Below are 16,414 nucleotides of genomic sequence, written 5' to 3' on the forward strand. Positions count from 1 at the left end.
CCATAACGTCAAGTTAGTAAGACCCCTTGAAGACGACGAGGTAGATAGGGCAGAGGTGGAAGTGTGGTAACACATGGAGCTGACTGTTACTAATAGGTCGAGGGCATAACCAGAACAGGTGATAGGAACAAGATGGATGAAAAACTTTGTATGCAGTTTTGAAGGTACAATCTTCAATTTAATACGGCCCAGTGGCTCAGTTGGTTAGAGCGCCGCCCTGTCACGGCGGAGGTCGAGAGTTCGAGTCTCTTCTGGGTCGTTATGTGGGATCTTAGCTCAGCTGGGAGAGCATCTGCCTTACAAGCAGAGGGTCACAGGTTCGAGCCCTGTAGGTCCCACTTAAAAAATAATATGGATGGATTCCCGAGTGGCCAAAGGGGACAGACTGTAAATCTGCTGCAAATTGCTTCGGTGGTTCGAATCCACCTCCATCCATTCCGATTTTTAATCGGACTTGCAAATGCAAGCCGATGTGGCTCAATTGGCAGAGCAGCTGATTTGTAATCAGCAGGTTATCGGTTCGAGTCCGATCATCGGCTTTCTCTTTTTGAGAGTTAACTTCATATCGCGGGGTGGAGCAGTCTGGAAGCTCGTCGGGCTCATAACCCGAAGGTCGTAGGTTCAAATCCTGCCCCCGCAATTCAAGACTTTTAAGTCTTATGCCCAGATAGCTCAGTCGGTAGAGCAGAGGACTGAAAATCCTCGTGTCGCTGGTTCGATTCCGGCTCTGGGCATTTTCACTGCAATAATAGCTGTGAATATGGGCGTGTAGCTCAGGTGGTAGAGCACTTGACTTTTAATCAAGTTGTCCGGGGTTCGAATCCCCGCACGCTCATTGTAAATGATCAACGTTGAATAGACGTTGATTTTTTTTTATTTAAGTTTAAGGAGCGCTAGAAACAATGTCAGAAACCTTATATAAAAGATTAAAAAAATACAGTGACTCTGATTATTATGGATTTCATATGCCGGGACATAAAAGAAATAAAGAGATTATAAAAGCAGATATTCCATATGCATATGATATTACAGAAATTACAGGATTTGATGACCTTCATCATTCAAAAGAAATTTTAAAAGAAGAACAGGAACGAGCGGCAAAGATTTTTCATGCGGAAGAGACAGCTTTTTTAGTAAATGGAAGTACAGTTGGTATTTTAAGTGCTATTTTAGGATCGACAGAAAAAGGAGATCGGATTCTTGTTGCAAGAAATTGTCATAAATCAGTATATCATGCTATTTACATGAATGAATTGCATGTTGATTATATTTATCCTAACTATGATCCGGAAGTAGAATTGAATGGAGAAATAGATCCGGAAAAGATTCGGAAGAAGTTAGAGGAAAATTACAAATCTGATTGTGAAAATAAAATAAAAGCAGTTATGATAGTTTCGCCTACATATGATGGTGTTTTGTCAGATATAGAAACAATAGCGAAGATTGTTCATGAATATGGAATCCCATTGATCGTAGATGAAGCTCATGGAGCACATTTTGGATTTCATCCATATTTTCCAAGAAATGCGAATGAAAAAGGTGCCGATATTGTAATTCAGAGTATACATAAAACACTCCCTTCTTTGACACAGACAGCATTGATACATATGAATGGACAAATCGTAGATAGAGAATCGGTGAGAATGTATTTACATATGCTTCAGTCGAGCAGTCCATCCTATATATTAATGGCTTCTATAGATGAATGTATAGATATGCTGGAAAATTATAGAGATGCTTATTTCCAAAGCTATGTAGAAAATTTAAATAATGTGAGAAAAAATTTACGACATTTGAAACATTTGAAATTGGTAGAGACCGGCAAGGTAGAATATGATAAATCCAAATTAGTTATTTCTGTGAAAGATACCAAAATGACAGGAAAAGAATTGCATCGGATATTATTAAAGGATTATCATTTGGAAATGGAACTGTCAGCAGGAAGTTATGTACTGGCTATGACTTCTATAGGGGATAAGAAGGATGGAATGGATAGATTGGTGAAAGCCTTATATGAAATAGATGAAGAGTTAGATAAAAAAGAGTTATTCAATAAAAAAGGTGAAAAAGAACCGAATAATGTGGATAACATTTCAAAAAGAACAGACAGTTGTGAAAAAAACATTAAACTCCATAGTTATCAATTACCAGAATTAGAGCAGGTTTATCCGAGTGATGAAGCAATAAAAAAAGCAAAGAATAAGGAAAATGTGGTATCGTTAGAATATAAAAATTGTGTGGGATATATTTCAACAGAGTATGCTTATCTATATCCGCCGGGGATTCCGATTATAGTTCCGGGAGAGCAAATTTCAAACAAAGCAATTAAAATTCTCATACAGTATGAATGTGCAGGTTTTGATATTGAGGGTGCAAAAGAAGAAGGTAAATTAGAAGTGTTAAAGTAAGTACCAAAAATGTATGTAACAGTGAGAGAGGAAAAAGCATGGGAAAGATTTTTTATTTAATGGGAAAAAGCTCATCTGGGAAAGATTCTCTTTTTAAGAAAATAAAAGAAAGAATACCGGAATTGAAAAATATAATTTTATATACAACAAGACCAATCCGCGAAGGAGAACAAAATGGGGTGGAATATCATTTTGTAGATGAAAATAAACTTCAGGAATTGGAAAAAAGAGGTTGTGTTATTGAGCAGCGTGCTTATCAGACAAAACATGGAATTTGGAAATATTTTACGGCAGACGATGGACAAGTTGATTTGTCGCAATATAGTTATCTGGTGATTGGCACGTTGGTGTCTTATAAGGAAATGTGTAAATATTTCGGAAAAGAAAATATGATTCCGTTATATGTAGAGGTAGAGGATGGATTGCGATTAAGCAGGGCTCTGGAAAGAGAGCGACAGCAGGTAGCACCTAAATATGCAGAAATGTGCAGAAGATTTTTAGCAGATTCAGAGGACTTTTCGGAGAAAAATTTACAGGATGCGGGAATTACAAAGCGTTTTCAAAATTTTGATTTTCAAAAATGTGTAAGTGAGATTTGTAATTATATTGGTATACAGGAAAACGGATTTACGTAAAATTAGATAGTATATAGTGAATATAAAAGAATGCTTTTTCGTATTTGCGGGTATGACTCCCTTAAAAACTATGTTATAATACGAATGTCGAAGTGGCTGAATGGCTGTGGGAATAAATTTAAAGAATGTGGGTGATAGAATGAGCGGATTTAAAGACGTTGTAGGACACAAAAATATAATACAGTACATTGGGAATGCTGTGACATCGGATACTGTCTCCCATGCTTATATACTCAACGGAGAAAGAGGGTCTGGAAAGAAACTACTGGCAAATCTATTTGCAATGAGTCTTCAGTGCCAGAACCGAGAGGCAGACGGAGATGCATGTGGAAAATGCCAGTCTTGTAAACAGGCAATGAATGGTAACCAGCCGGATATTATCCGTGTTGTTCATGAAAAACCGACGACGATTAGTGTAGATGATATTCGTGAACAGGTAAATAATGATATTGTGATAAAACCTTATAGTAGTAAATATAAGATTTATATTATTGATGATGCAGATATGATGAGTGTACAGGCTCAGAATGCGTTATTAAAGACGATTGAAGAGCCGCCGGAGTATGCAGTGATCATGCTTTTAACACAGAATGCAGAAGTATTATTGCCAACAATACGTTCTCGATGTGTTATGTTGAAATTGCGTAATATTAGAGATCAATTGGTGAAAAAATATCTTATGGAGCAGTTGGAGATTCCAGATTATAAAGCAGATATCTGCGTAGCATTTGCACAGGGGAATATGGGAAAAGCAATTTCACTTGCAACTTCTGAATATTTTAATGAGATTAAAGAAGAGGCAATCAGACTGCTTAGAAATATTGATGAGATGCAGGTAGAAGAGTTGATGGCTGCGGTGAAAAACTGTATGTCATATAAGCTGGAGATTCAGGATTATCTGGATATTATTGCAATCTGGTATCGTGATGTTTTATTATTTAAAGCAACAAAAGATCCGGACAGGGTTGTATTTTCAGATCAGCTGAAGTATATCAAGCAGCGTGCCAGTAAAAGTTCCTATGAAGGTATTGAAGTAATACTGGAGGGTATCGAGAAAGCAAAGGCAAGACTAAATGCAAATGTAAACTTTGAGCTGACAATGGAATTGCTTCTGCTGACAATAAAGGAGAACTAGAAGAATGATAAAAGTAATAGGTGTGCGTTTTCGAACTGCAGGAAAGATATATTTTTTTTCGCCGGGAGAACTGGAAATAAAGCAGGGAGAATATGTCATTGTTGAGACTGCGAGAGGCATAGAATACGGGCGTGTTGTAAGCGGTCCGAAGGAAGTGAGCGATGATGAAGTCGTACAGCCGTTAAAATCTGTTATTCGTATTGCAAATGAACAGGATAAAAAAACGGTTGAGAAGAATAAAGAAAAAGAAAAAGAAGCGTTTAAAATTTGTCTGGAAAAGATTCGCAAGCACAATTTGCAGATGAAACTGATTGATGTAGAATATACATTTGATAATAATAAAGTATTATTTTATTTTACAGCAGATGGAAGAATTGATTTTAGAGAGCTTGTCAAGGATTTGGCGGCAGTTTTCCGTACAAGAATTGAATTGCGTCAGATTGGTGTGAGAGATGAGACAAAGATCCGTGGAGGGATTGGAATCTGTGGCAGACCATTGTGCTGTAGCACATATTTATCTGAGTTTGCAGCAGTTTCAATTAAGATGGCAAAGGAACAGAATCTTTCACTTAATCCAACAAAGATTTCTGGTGTTTGCGGACGTTTGATGTGTTGTTTGACAAATGAAGAAGAAACGTATGAAGAGTTGAACAGTCAGCTTCCATCAGTCGGAGATATGGTGACAACACCGGATCAGTTAAGTGGAGTAGTGCATTCGTTAAGTGTTTTACGTAAGCAGGTTAAGGTGATTGTAAATCTTGAAAATGATGAGAAAGAGATTCGAGAGTATTCTGCTGATGAGTTGAAATTTAAACCGAGACGAAGAAAAACAAAGGTTTCAAAGGAAGAGATGAAACAATTTGCCAAATTGGAGAAAAATGAAGGAGCATCCAAGTTAGATGACAATTAAGAATCAGGATGTACATTTGTATCCGGGAGAGCGATTGGATGATTTGCAGTTAAAAGGTTACGAGATCATACAAGATCCGAAGCGTTTTTGTTTTGGAATCGATGCAGTACTTCTTTCTAATTTTGCAAAAGTAAAACCGGGAGAACGGGTGCTGGATCTTGGAACAGGAACAGGAATATTGCCAATTCTATTAGAAGGCAAGACAAAGGGAAGTCATTTTACCGGTCTTGAGATTCAGGAAGAGAGTGCAGATATGGCACGAAGAAGTGTGGCATATAATCGGTTGGAAGATAAGATTGATATTGTAACAGGAGATATTAAAGAGGCAGCAACGATTTTTCCGCCTGCCTCTTTTGATGTTATCACTACGAATCCGCCTTACATGTTAAATCAGCATGGCCTGAAAAATGAGGGCGATGCAAAGACAATAGCAAGACATGAGATACTTTGTACTTTAGATGATATTTTAAGAGAGAGTGAAAAGATTCTTGCGGATAGCAAGGGACGTTTTTATATGATTCATAAACCATTCAGGCTTGCTGAGATTATGGCGAAGATGTGCCAGTATCGAATTGAGCCGAAACGTATTCAGTTTGTACATCCTTATATAGACAAGGAACCGACAATGGTTTTGATAGAGGGACTGCGAGGCGGAAAATCGCGTGTGACAGTTGAGCCGCCGATAATCATGTATGAGCATTAGAGAGGAATTATTATGTCAGGAACATTATATCTGTGTGCAACACCGATCGGTAATCTGGAAGATATGACATTTCGTGTGATACGGACGTTGAAAGAAGTAGATCTGATTGCAGCGGAAGATACAAGAAACAGTATTAAATTGCTGAATCATTTTGAGATACAGACGCCAATGACGAGCTACCATGAATATAACAAATATGAAAAAGGTCGTAAACTGGTTGAAAAATTGCAGGATGGTATGAACATTGCATTGATTACAGATGCGGGTACGCCAGGAATTTCAGATCCAGGGGAAGAACTTGTAAAGATGTGTTATGAGGCTGGAATTTCGGTTACGTCGCTTCCGGGGGCAGCAGCCTGTATTACAGCACTTACATTATCTGGATTATCGACAAGAAGATTTGCTTTTGAAGCGTTTCTTCCAACGGATAAGAAAGAAAAAGAGCTGGTGCTTCAGGAAATAGAGCGGGAAACAAGGACAATTATTATGTATGAGGCTCCACATCGCCTTTTAAAGACGTTAAAGATGTTAAGTGAACGATTGGGCAAGAAACGACGGATAACGGTCTGTAGGGAGCTTACAAAGCGTCACGAGACAGCATTTGCGACGACATTAGAAGAGGCGTGTGCATATTATAATGAGCAGCCGCCAAAAGGTGAGTGCGTACTTGTGATCGAAGGAAGAAGCCGTGAGCAGATTGCTCAGGAAGAAAAAGCTCAGTGGGAAGAAATGAGTATTGAAGAACATATGGAGCATTATCTGTCACAGGGGATTGATAAGAAAGAAGCTATGAAGAAGGTGGCTAAGGACAGAGGGGTGTCGAAGAGAGATATCTATAATGCGTTGATATAAACCAGCAGGGACGGAGTTAGAAACCAGTGGGGACGGAGTTAATGGCTCTTTTTATTAAAAAAAGAGCCATTAACTCCGTCCCCACTGGTTTCTAACTCCGTCCCTGCTGGTTTACCCGTTTCGTTCCCCTTACAGAAGCGATTTCATAACCTCGTAAGTACCTTTTTCACGAATCTGTGTCAGATAATTGCAAACTGCAGTTTCAAATCCTTCCAGTGCTGTAAGATCTTCGCCCCAGAAATTTGTATTTGTGCAAACTGCGTGAACGAGATCTTCTACGGAATCATCTTTGTGTGCAAGATAGAATTCCAGTACATTTTTGTCATCTTTTACTGTGTAATCATTTCCTTTTCTGCTTGCTACAAGACCATCTTCTGTCAACGTATGACCATTGAAGAAGGCAATGTAAAATGCAAAGGAAGCAGTAATGCAAGCAGGAAGAGAACCCTGGCGTTTGATGTATTCTTTCAGTGAAGGCATTACACGAGCTTTCCATTTTGAAGTAGAGTTCAAAGAAATTGCAAGTAATGCATGGTCAATAAATGGATTTTTGAAACGTTCTGTTACAGCTGATGCGAAATCAAGCAGTTCCTCTTTTGGAAGATCAAGAGTAGGAATAATCTCGTCATAGATTGTTTTATTCATAAATCCGCAGATTACTTCGTCATTCATGCAGTCTCTTACAATATCCTGTCCTGCAAGGTAAGCACCGAGAACAAAGGAAGTATGAGCTCCGTTCAGAATACGGACTTTACGCTGTTTGTAAGGTTTATGATTATCTGTGATCAGGATTGGAAGTTCAGCTTTGTCTACCGGGAATTCATCTTTGATAGACTGTGGTCCTTCGATTACCCAGAAACCAAAGATTTCTCCTGTATCAATCAGGTTATCTTTGTAACCAAGTTCTTCACAGATTGCATCTGCTTCGTTTCTTGGGTATCCTGTAACGATACGGTCAACTAATGTAGAACAGAAAGTATTTTCTGTTTTTACCCAGTTGATGAAGTCTTCGCCAAGATTCCACTGCTTTGCATATTTGAGAACACATTTTTCAAGTTCTTTTCCGTTGTCATCGATCAGCTCACAAGAAAGAATGATGAATCCTTTTCCAGGCTCTGAACCGAATTTCTGGAAACGGCGATATAAGAACTGAGTCAGCTTTCCTGGATAAGAATTGGCAGGAGTATCTGCAAACTGGCAGGAAGGATCATATGCAATTCCTGCTTCTGTTGTGTTGCAGGCGATAAATCTTAAATCCGGATTTGATGCACATTCCAGTACAGATTCATAGTCTTTGTATGGGTTCAGGCATCGGCTTACACAAGAAATGACACGTTTTTTATTTACTTTCTGTCCGTCCTGAAATCCTCTGAGGAACAGTGTATAAAGACCTTCCTGCTCGTTGATCATATCAGTAAGACCAGGTGCGATTGGCTGGCAGAGGACAACCTTAGAGTTAAATCCAGCTTTTTCATTCATAACGTCGATGAAATAGTTAACAAATGCACGAAGGAAATTTCCTTCACCAAACTGGAGTACACGTTCAGGAGCATCTTCGAGAAGATAGCCTGAATAATTTTGTTCTTTTAATGTTTCATAAGAAAGTTTTTTCATGATTATTATATCCTTTCAATAAAGAGTGTTAAAAATGATAGTATTATTTGTTATTTGTGTTTTTAGAGTGTTACCCCTTGTTTAAAGATTGCCATGTCGTGGAATCCCGCTTCTTCAGATTTTGACTTCTTACCGGATGCAATATCAATGACAAAATCAAGTAACTGGTCTGCAAGTTCATCAGCCGGTGTATCATCAACGAGGACACCACAGTTAAAATCAATCCAGTTCTTCTTTTTCTGAGCAAGAAGATTATTAGAAGAAATCTTTACGGTTGGTACCGGACAAGCAAAGGGTGTTCCGCGTCCTGTTGTGAAAAGGACGATGTGTGCTCCGGAGGCAGCCAGGGCAGTCGCGGCAACAAGATCATTTCCAGGGGCACTTAAAAGGTTTAATCCTTTTGTACATACAGGTTCTCCATAAGCAAGCACACCTTTAACGGCAGCAGTACCGGATTTCTGTGTGCATCCGAGAGATTTATCTTCCAGCGTAGAAATTCCGCCTTTTTTATTTCCTGGGGATGGATTTTCATAAATGGTTTGTCCGTGACGTTTGAAATATTCTTTAAAATCATTGATGAGAGTTACTGTCTTATCGAAGAGTGCTTCGTCTTCACAACGATTCATAAGCAATGTCTCAGCACCAAACATCTCTGGAACTTCAGTGAGGATTGTAGAGCCTCCCATTGCAATCAGTCTGTCAGAGAATCCACCGACAGTTGGGTTGGCTGTGATGCCGGAAAGTCCATCGGAACCTCCACATTTCATACCAATCACAAGCTCACTGCAGCTGATAGGTTCTCTTTTAAACTGATTTGCATAAGCGGCAAGTTCACGTACAACTTCGATTCCGTCTGCAATTTCACCTTCACATTCCTGAGCAACAAGGAAACGGACACGTTTTGGATCGTATTCTCCGATATGTTTCTTTAATTCATCAATGTTGCTGTTTTCACATCCAAGTCCGAGAACAAGAACGCCGCCTGCGTTTGGATGGTTAACAAGATCAGCCAGAATCTGGCGAGTGTGATCCTGATCATCGCCCATCTGGGAACATCCATAAGGATGAGTAAAGGCAATGACTCCTTCTACATTCTCAGTTACAAATGCCTGCGAGCCTTTTTCAATTGCCTGAGCTACGTTGTTTACGCATCCGACAGTCGGAATGATCCAGACCTCGTTGCGGACTCCGGCACGTCCGTCATTTCTTCTGTATCCATTGAAGAAACGGGATTCTTTTTCAGCAAGTGGAGCTGTTTCTTTGTTATATGTATAAGTAAGAAGATCTCCGAGTCCTGTTTTCATGTTATGAGTATGGATCCAGGAACCTTTCGTGATGTCAGTTTTAGCAACTCCGATGGAATTTCCATATTTAATGATTGAGTCCCCTTCGGTGATGTTTGTTAAAGCAAATTTGTGTCCCTGAGGGATGTCTTCTGTTAATACTACTATCTGATCGTCGATTTGAATTTCTGTTCCTTTCTTTAAAGGAGACAGTGCAACTGCGACTGTATCAGCAGGATGGATTTTAATAAATGGTTTCAAAGGTTAATTAATCCTCCTTCCAATATTTTAGAACTGTTAAATGCAATTACTCACAAATATGTAAGAGCTTACATATAAAGTATAACGAAATAGGAAAAAGGTCAATATCAAAATGGAAAAAACAAGTGGATTTGTGAAAAAGAGACAAAAATAGAAGGAAAATATTGTGGAAAAATAAAGGGAAAATGTTTGCATTATGCAATTGGAAAGAGTATACTATAGCTGTCTGTGTAAGAGCTTACAAAAACAGAGACGAAATAGGAGAAAACAAACATGAAAGCATTTATGGATAAAGACTTTTTATTATCTTCAGAAACATCACAGAAACTTTTTCACGAGTATGCAGAGAATATGCCAATCGTAGACTATCACTGCCATATTAACCCACAGGAAATAGCAGAAGATAGAAAGTTTGAAAATATTACACAGGTATGGCTTGGCGGAGATCATTACAAATGGCGTCAGATGCGCTCAAATGGAGTGGATGAATATTATATTACAGGTGGTGCAAGTGACCGCGAAAAATTTCAGAAATGGGCAGAGACTCTTGAAAAAGCAATCGGAAATCCTCTGTATCATTGGAGTCATTTAGAGTTGCAGAGATATTTCGGATATACAGGACATTTGTGCGGAGAGACAGCAGAAGAAGTATGGAATCTGTGTAATGCAAAATTACAGGAAGATGGAATGTCTGTAAGAAATCTGATCCGTCAGTCAAATGTGAAATTAATTTGTACTACAGATGATCCGGTAGATTCTCTGGAATGGCATAAAAAACTGGCAGAGGATGATACTTTTGAAGTTCAGGTACTTCCAGCATGGCGTCCGGATAAAGCTATGAATCTGGAAAAACCAGAATATGCAGATTATATGAAAACTCTTTCGGAAGTAAGCGGAATCGAAGTAAAAGATTTTGCTACTATGAAAAAAGCTATTTTGAACAGAATAGATTTCTTTGCTTCTATGGGCTGCTCTGTATCAGACCATGCATTGGAGTATGTAATGTACGCACCTGCTACAGAAGAGGAAGTTGATGCAATTTTCAAAAAAGCATTGGCAGGTGAAAGCATCACGCGAGAAGAAGAAATGAAATTTAAGATGGCATTTATGCAGTTTGTTGCAAGAGCTTATCATAAGAGAAACTGGGTAATGCAGATTCATTATGGATGTAAACGTGATAATAATGCGTTGATGTATGCAAAACTCGGTCCGGATACAGGATTCGACTGCATTAATAACTATGCACCAAGTGCACAGACAGCAGACTTCCTGAATTCTCTGATTGCAACAGACGAGCTTCCAAAGACAATTTTGTATTCTCTGAATCCATGTGATAACGAAGCTATCGGAACAATTCTCGGATGCTTCCAGGGAACAGAGACAGCAGGTAAAATCCAGCAGGGAGGTGCATGGTGGTTCAACGATCACAAGACAGGTATGATCGCTCAGATGACATCTCTTGCAAACTTAGGGCTGTTATCAAACTTTGTTGGGATGTTGACAGACTCCAGAAGTTTCTTGTCTTACACAAGACACGAGTATTTCAGAAGAATTCTCTGCGAACTGATTGGAGGATGGGTTGAGAACGGAGAATATCCTGCAGATTATAAAGTGCTTGAGCAGATTGTAAAAGGTATTTCTTATAACAATGCGGTGAAGTATTTTGGATTTGATGTGAAATAGTTTCAAGGTTGAAATAACGAGAAATTTACGTTAAAATTTATCTGTAGGGTCGTTTATGAAAGATAAAGCCATTCATGGATGACAGAAATTAGAAAGAGAGGACACGACGATTAATATATATGATATAGCAAAGCTTTCAGGTGTGTCCATTGCGACCGTATCCAGAGTGGTAAATGGAAGTCCGAGAGTCAGCGAAAAAACAAAACAAAAAGTATTGGCTGTAATGAAGGAAAATGATTACACGCCGAATGTCTTTGCGAGAGGACTTGGACTTGATTCAATGAAAACAATAGGAATTATTTGTCCGAATATTGCAGATAGTTATATGGCGAAAGCGGTTGCGTATCTTGAGAGTAGTTTACATAGTTATGGATATGACTGTATTTTAGGATGCAGCGGTTTTGGTCAGGAAGAAAAACAAAATTATGTGAATATGCTTTTGTCAAAGAGAATTGATACTCTGGTACTTGTCGGTTCTACTTATGCAGGAAATGGAAAAGATGAGTATGATACGGATTATATCCGGGAAGCAGCAGAAAAAACTCCTGTTTTTATGATTAATGGGCGTGTCAGAGGAGACAATATATATTGTGCGTGTGCAGATGATTATCAGGCAACTTATGAGGTGACAAAGGCTTTGATCAGACGTGGGCGTAAGAGAATTCTGTTTATGTATGATTCGGATTCTTTCAGTGGAAGAAAGAAAAGAGAAGGGTACGAAGCAGCATTGGCGGAAGCAAATTATCCGGTAAGAGGTGAACTTAAGTTCCGTACAAAGAATGATATTGAATATACGAAAAATTTATTATTGGAATATAGTAATCTTGAGTTTGACAGTGTTGTTGCAACAGATGATGCAATGGCAATCGGAGCAGTGAAATATGCGAAAGTAAAAGGATTATCAGTGCCGGAAGAACTCACAATCACAGGTTATAATAATTCAATCATGGCTGTTAGTTGTGAGCCGGAATTGACATCGGTAGATAGTAAACTGAATGTACTGTGTAAGACAACGGTAGATCATATGATCAGCCTTCTGGAGAAGCAGGAAGAGATTGAGAAGAATGTGGTTGTACCTTGCGAGATCGTGAAGCGGTGCACATCGGATTTTTAAACAAAAAGAGGACCAAATAGACCATTGGGGACGGAGTTTTCCGGCTTTTTTCTACAAAAAAGCCGGAAAACTCCGTCCCTTTTTGGTCTACTGATTGGTAATCTGTCCATCCTTCATCAATATAAGTTTTCCATCGAGGCTTGTTGCCTCTTCATAGTTGTTGGTGACGTAAAGTACGGTCAGATTTAGTTCTTTATTGATTCTTTGAATATCCTGTAGCATATCAGCACGAAGTTCGTCGCTGCCGTGAGCGAAATCTTCATCTACAAGTAAAACTTTTGGATGGCAGACAGTGGCACGGCAAAGTGCGATCTTCTGCTTTTGAGCATCTGTTAATTCTGTTACTTTTTTATTTAAAACATCCTCAATACCAAAAAATTTCACAGCGGTTTTTACGCGTGTGTCAATGACATTGCGAGGCATGTTACGAAGTTTTAAGCCAAGTGCAATATTTTCATAAGCACTTAAGTATCCATAAAGACGATAATTTTGGAATGCCATTGCAAGTTTACGATCTCTAGGTAAAATGTCATTTAATAATTCATCACCGAGATAGATTTGACCGGAAGATGTATCTTCCAGACCTCCGATCATTCGTAAGATGGTAGATTTTCCGCATCCGCTTGGACCATGAAATGTTACAAATTCGCCGTCATCAATTGTAAGAGAAACATCCTTGACGGACACAAAACCATTCGGATATATTTTATTTAAATTTTTTAGAGTAATACTTGCCATAAGGATTACCTCCCCAGTTAAAATAAATTTATTACTACATATAAATTTCAATCTGCAGTAATATAGAAAATGAGTAAAAACACTTGCATTTGATAGCTTTATTCTACTACAATCATGTAAGGAAGACAATTATGGAGTCTATATAAAAAATGAAAATTTGATTAACCAAGAGATACAAAGGAATGAATGAAGGGAAAGAGATAACGATGTTATACGATGAGATTATAAATATAGTGACACTTGCAGGGGAGATGATTTTACAGGCGCATGAAGAAGAATTAACGATATATGATAAAGCAGGAATATCTAATTTTGTGACAAAGCATGATAAAGATGTACAGTCTTATTTAATCCACAATTTAAGAATTATTCTTCCAGAAGCTAATTTTCTGGCGGAAGAAGATGGAATTCAACAAGAATTGGGTGAAGGATATTGTTTTATTATTGATCCGATAGATGGTACGACTAATTTTATTTTTGACTACAAGCATAGCTGTATTTCGGTAGGACTGGCATATCGTGGGAAGATGCAGTTTGGTTGTGTATACAACCCATATACAAGAGAAATGTATACTGCGGTAAAAGGAGAGGGAGCAAAACTCAACGGTAAGGAAATCCATAGTTCAGATAAAGGACTTTCAGAGAATATTGCAGCCTTCGGCTGTGCTCGTTATCAGACAGAGGACACAGACAGAATATTTGATTATGCAAAGAAATTGTATTTAAACAGTCTTGGAATCCGAGAAGGGGGTTCAGCTGCACTTGATATTTGCAGGGTTGCTTCAGGAGCAAACGGGGTATATGTAGAATTAATGTTGCAGCCGTGGGATTATGCGGCGGCATCGTTGATCGTAATGGAAGCAGGAGGATTTATATCTACGGCAGAAGGTGGTTTGATTTCTTTGGAACAGCCAAGTTCGATTCTGGCAGCAGGACGCACATGCTGGAAAGAAGCGATGAAGTTACTGAGCTGATTAAGGAACTTTTGTTTAAGAGAATCATTTAGAAAAGGTGGAATCAATTTAAGAGCAAAAATTGTTTCGTGGAAAATATCCAATACTGTGATGTTATAAAAACAATATCTATTCTGATATTAAATATATATAGTTAATAAAGAGAGGTGCATATGCTATGCCAGGTATACTCGTGGTTGAAGATGATGAAAATTTAAATCGTGGAATTACATTCTCACTGAAAAAATCCGGATATGAGGTTTTTTCAGCAGAATCAGTGAAAAAAGCGAAAAGAATTGCAAGTGATAATAATGTGGATATTACCATTTGTGATGTGAATCTTCCGGATGGAAATGGACTGGAATTTGTAAGGTGGATGAGATGCAGTCAAAATACATACATTATCTGCCTTACGGCACTAGATCAGGAGATGGATCAGGTTATGGGATATGAAGCAGGGGCAGATGATTATATTACAAAGCCGTTTAGTCTTTCGGTACTTCTTTTGAAAATAGAAGCACATTTCCGCCGCAGACAGGAGAAAACGGAAACCGGAAAGATGATTTCGGGAGATATCGTATTTATCGCAGGAGAAATGAAAGTCCTGATAAAGAGTCGTGAAATCAGTCTGACAAAAACGGAGTTGAAAATGCTGACTTTTTTTCTTCAGAATCCGAAACAGATTCTTTCAAAAACACAAATATTGGAAAATATGTTTGATCTGGAAGGGGATTTTGTGGATGAAAATACAATCGCTGTCAATATCAGAAGACTCCGTGAGAAAATCGAAGACAATCCGGCTGCACCGGTCTATATAAAGAATATCAGAGGTCTTGGGTATATATGGAATCAGGAGGTAAGGCAGTGACAAAGAGATATCGCAAGAAGATTACAGTAGTGCTCTCCTTGGTATTACCTGTCATAGTATTGTTTGCAATATTAAATTGCTTTACCACGTATGTGTTTTATGAAGATTATAAATATAAAATGAATCTTATGACAGAAATTGCAGCAAAGGAAAAATTTTCCGGGCTGGATGCTGTTTCGGAATTGCTTAAGGATAAGGATATTGAAACCAACGAACAGGGAAGGCGATTATTGGAGCAATATGGATACTGGGGAAATAAAGGGAATGTGTTTTATTCGCAATTCCGGCATCAGGTTATGGTGACCGGTGCCGTAAGCACTATGATATGCGTACTTTTTTTGACTTTTTTATTTTATTGGAAGAAAAAAGAAGATGCGTGTCATCAGAAAATTTTAGACCAGTTGGAAGAAATTCTGATCAGATTCCGTGAAAATAAATTTGATGATTTACTGAAGACGGAAAATCCCGCAGAACTGGAAAAATTGAATGACCAGCTTGAAGCAATCGGACATCATATTCAGTTGCTAAAGGAAGAAGCACGAGCAGAAAAAGAGAGCACGAAAGAAATGGTTTCTGATATCTCTCACCAGTTAAAGACACCGGTTGCAGCTTTGGATACATGTTTTAGTGTGCTGATGCAGAATGACTTAAGTGCCACAGAACAGGAGGAGTTTCGTATTCGTTGTCGGAGTGCTCTGGATGGACTGGAGACATTATTGCAGTCGCTTCTTGAAATATCCAAGATGGAAACTGGACTGATTCAGATTAATAAGAAAAAACTTCCGCTTATGGATACTGTCATATCTGCTGTGAACCGCACTTATCCTAAAGCGGATGAGAAAGAAATTGAATTCGTTTTTGACTATGAAAAAGAGCTGGAAACATGCACGATTATGCAGGATAAAAGGTGGCTTGGTGAAGCTGTGATCAACGTTCTGGATAATGCAATCAAGTACAGTCCGTGTGGTTCAAAAATATTTATCCGGTTACAAAAAAGAAACGATTTTGTAAGAATGGAAATTGAGGATCAGGGAATTGGTATTCCGCAGAATGAGTATCACAAAATTTTTCAACGATTTTACAGAGGAAGTTCCAGGGAGGTCATGGAAAAGAGTGGTACAGGAATCGGACTTTTTCTATCGAGAGAAATTATCGAAAAACACGCAGGTACGATTACGGTAACCTCCGGCAAAAAGAAAAAAGGAAGCACGTTTGTGATTCAATTACCATATGTTGGTTAAATTTTAAGTGGGCAGA

The 16,414-nt window shown here is 38.5% G+C and carries 14 protein-coding genes, 7 tRNA genes and 1 rRNA gene; 19 read left to right on the forward strand and 3 right to left on the reverse strand.

The window, feature by feature from the left end; genetic code table 11:
* From D8Q48_RS10455 to rsmI, 14 genes are all read left to right on the forward strand, one after another.
* Nucleotides 1-113: ribosomal RNA gene (locus tag D8Q48_RS10455) — 23S ribosomal RNA — on the forward strand; the annotation flags it as partial.
* Nucleotides 114-185: 72 nt separating this feature from the next.
* Nucleotides 186-259 (forward strand) — tRNA-Asp (locus D8Q48_RS10460).
* A gap of 6 nt (nucleotides 260-265) precedes the next feature.
* A tRNA-Val gene (locus D8Q48_RS10465) sits at nucleotides 266-338 on the forward strand.
* Nucleotides 339-353: 15 nt separating this feature from the next.
* Nucleotides 354-435, forward strand: a tRNA-Tyr gene (locus D8Q48_RS10470).
* Nucleotides 436-466: 31 nt separating this feature from the next.
* Nucleotides 467-539 (forward strand) — tRNA-Thr (locus tag D8Q48_RS10475).
* Nucleotides 540-566: 27 nt separating this feature from the next.
* A tRNA-Met gene (locus D8Q48_RS10480) sits at nucleotides 567-640 on the forward strand.
* A gap of 21 nt (nucleotides 641-661) precedes the next feature.
* Nucleotides 662-734, forward strand: a tRNA-Phe gene (locus tag D8Q48_RS10485).
* Nucleotides 735-762: 28 nt separating this feature from the next.
* Nucleotides 763-835 (forward strand) — tRNA-Lys (locus D8Q48_RS10490).
* A 67-nt stretch (nucleotides 836-902) separates the two neighbouring features.
* A complete protein-coding gene (locus tag D8Q48_RS10495) occupies nucleotides 903-2,408 on the forward strand; it encodes an aminotransferase class I/II-fold pyridoxal phosphate-dependent enzyme (RefSeq protein WP_121056427.1) in 1,506 nt (501 codons plus the stop codon).
* A 38-nt stretch (nucleotides 2,409-2,446) separates the two neighbouring features.
* A complete protein-coding gene (locus D8Q48_RS10500; protein WP_121056428.1) occupies nucleotides 2,447-3,043 on the forward strand; it encodes a guanylate kinase in 597 nt (198 codons plus the stop codon).
* A 139-nt stretch (nucleotides 3,044-3,182) separates the two neighbouring features.
* Nucleotides 3,183-4,178, forward strand: a complete 996-nt coding sequence (gene holB / locus D8Q48_RS10505) for a DNA polymerase III subunit delta' (protein ID WP_117991747.1) — start codon at nucleotides 3,183-3,185, stop codon at nucleotides 4,176-4,178.
* A 4-nt stretch (nucleotides 4,179-4,182) separates the two neighbouring features.
* Nucleotides 4,183-5,088, forward strand: a complete 906-nt coding sequence (locus D8Q48_RS10510) for a stage 0 sporulation family protein (RefSeq protein ID WP_022075354.1) — start codon at nucleotides 4,183-4,185, stop codon at nucleotides 5,086-5,088.
* The gene (locus tag D8Q48_RS10515; protein ID WP_022075353.1) at nucleotides 5,078-5,791 is read left to right on the forward strand and encodes a tRNA1(Val) (adenine(37)-N6)-methyltransferase; all 714 of its coding nucleotides are present in this window, start codon (nucleotides 5,078-5,080) and stop codon (nucleotides 5,789-5,791) included. The genes D8Q48_RS10510 and D8Q48_RS10515 overlap by 11 nt, the downstream gene beginning before the upstream one ends.
* Nucleotides 5,792-5,803: 12 nt before the next feature.
* Nucleotides 5,804-6,643 carry a 16S rRNA (cytidine(1402)-2'-O)-methyltransferase gene (gene rsmI, locus D8Q48_RS10520; RefSeq protein ID WP_117991708.1) on the forward strand — a complete coding sequence of 280 codons (840 nt, stop codon included), beginning with the start codon at nucleotides 5,804-5,806 and terminating at the stop codon, nucleotides 6,641-6,643.
* 129 nt (nucleotides 6,644-6,772) lie between these two features.
* Here the strand turns inward: rsmI and D8Q48_RS10525 are convergent, their stop codons facing one another.
* A complete protein-coding gene (locus D8Q48_RS10525; protein ID WP_121056429.1) occupies nucleotides 6,773-8,257 on the reverse strand; it encodes a tagaturonate reductase in 1,485 nt (494 codons plus the stop codon).
* Nucleotides 8,258-8,319: 62 nt separating this feature from the next.
* Nucleotides 8,320-9,801, reverse strand: coding sequence for an altronate dehydratase family protein (locus tag D8Q48_RS10530; RefSeq protein ID WP_121056430.1), 1,482 nt, complete (start codon nucleotides 9,799-9,801; stop codon nucleotides 8,320-8,322).
* A gap of 273 nt (nucleotides 9,802-10,074) precedes the next feature.
* Here D8Q48_RS10530 and uxaC point away from each other — a divergent pair, with 273 nt between their 5' ends.
* Complete coding sequence (uxaC, locus tag D8Q48_RS10535; protein ID WP_121056431.1) at nucleotides 10,075-11,484, forward strand: glucuronate isomerase; 1,410 nt, start codon at nucleotides 10,075-10,077, stop codon at nucleotides 11,482-11,484.
* Between the two features lie 124 nt (nucleotides 11,485-11,608).
* Nucleotides 11,609-12,598, forward strand: a complete 990-nt coding sequence (locus D8Q48_RS10540; protein WP_347562301.1) for a LacI family DNA-binding transcriptional regulator — start codon at nucleotides 11,609-11,611, stop codon at nucleotides 12,596-12,598.
* A gap of 87 nt (nucleotides 12,599-12,685) precedes the next feature.
* On the opposite strand, the gene D8Q48_RS10545 is transcribed toward D8Q48_RS10540, so the two are convergent.
* A complete protein-coding gene (locus D8Q48_RS10545; protein WP_118689161.1) occupies nucleotides 12,686-13,336 on the reverse strand; it encodes an ABC transporter ATP-binding protein in 651 nt (216 codons plus the stop codon).
* Between the two features lie 182 nt (nucleotides 13,337-13,518).
* Here D8Q48_RS10545 and D8Q48_RS10550 point away from each other — a divergent pair, with 182 nt between their 5' ends.
* The 3 genes from D8Q48_RS10550 to D8Q48_RS10560 all read left to right on the forward strand — a co-directional run bounded on the left by D8Q48_RS10550 (nucleotide 13,519) and on the right by D8Q48_RS10560 (nucleotide 16,398).
* Nucleotides 13,519-14,310 (forward strand): inositol monophosphatase family protein, encoded by a 792-nt coding sequence (locus tag D8Q48_RS10550; RefSeq protein WP_243116281.1) that lies wholly within the window; start codon nucleotides 13,519-13,521, stop codon nucleotides 14,308-14,310.
* Nucleotides 14,311-14,467: 157 nt separating this feature from the next.
* Entirely contained in the window at nucleotides 14,468-15,157 is a 690-nt protein-coding gene (locus D8Q48_RS10555) for a response regulator transcription factor (RefSeq protein ID WP_121056433.1), read from the forward strand.
* Nucleotides 15,133-16,398: a HAMP domain-containing sensor histidine kinase gene (locus D8Q48_RS10560; RefSeq protein ID WP_121056434.1), complete on the forward strand. Its 1,266-nt coding sequence runs from the start codon at nucleotides 15,133-15,135 to the stop codon at nucleotides 16,396-16,398. Before D8Q48_RS10555 ends, D8Q48_RS10560 begins: the two co-directional genes overlap by 25 nt.
* Nucleotides 16,399-16,414: the final 16 nt, after the last annotated feature.

It is taken from the genome of Ruminococcus sp. B05 (assembly GCF_003628495.1).
GTDB lineage: Bacteria > Bacillota > Clostridia > Lachnospirales > Lachnospiraceae > Schaedlerella > Schaedlerella hominis.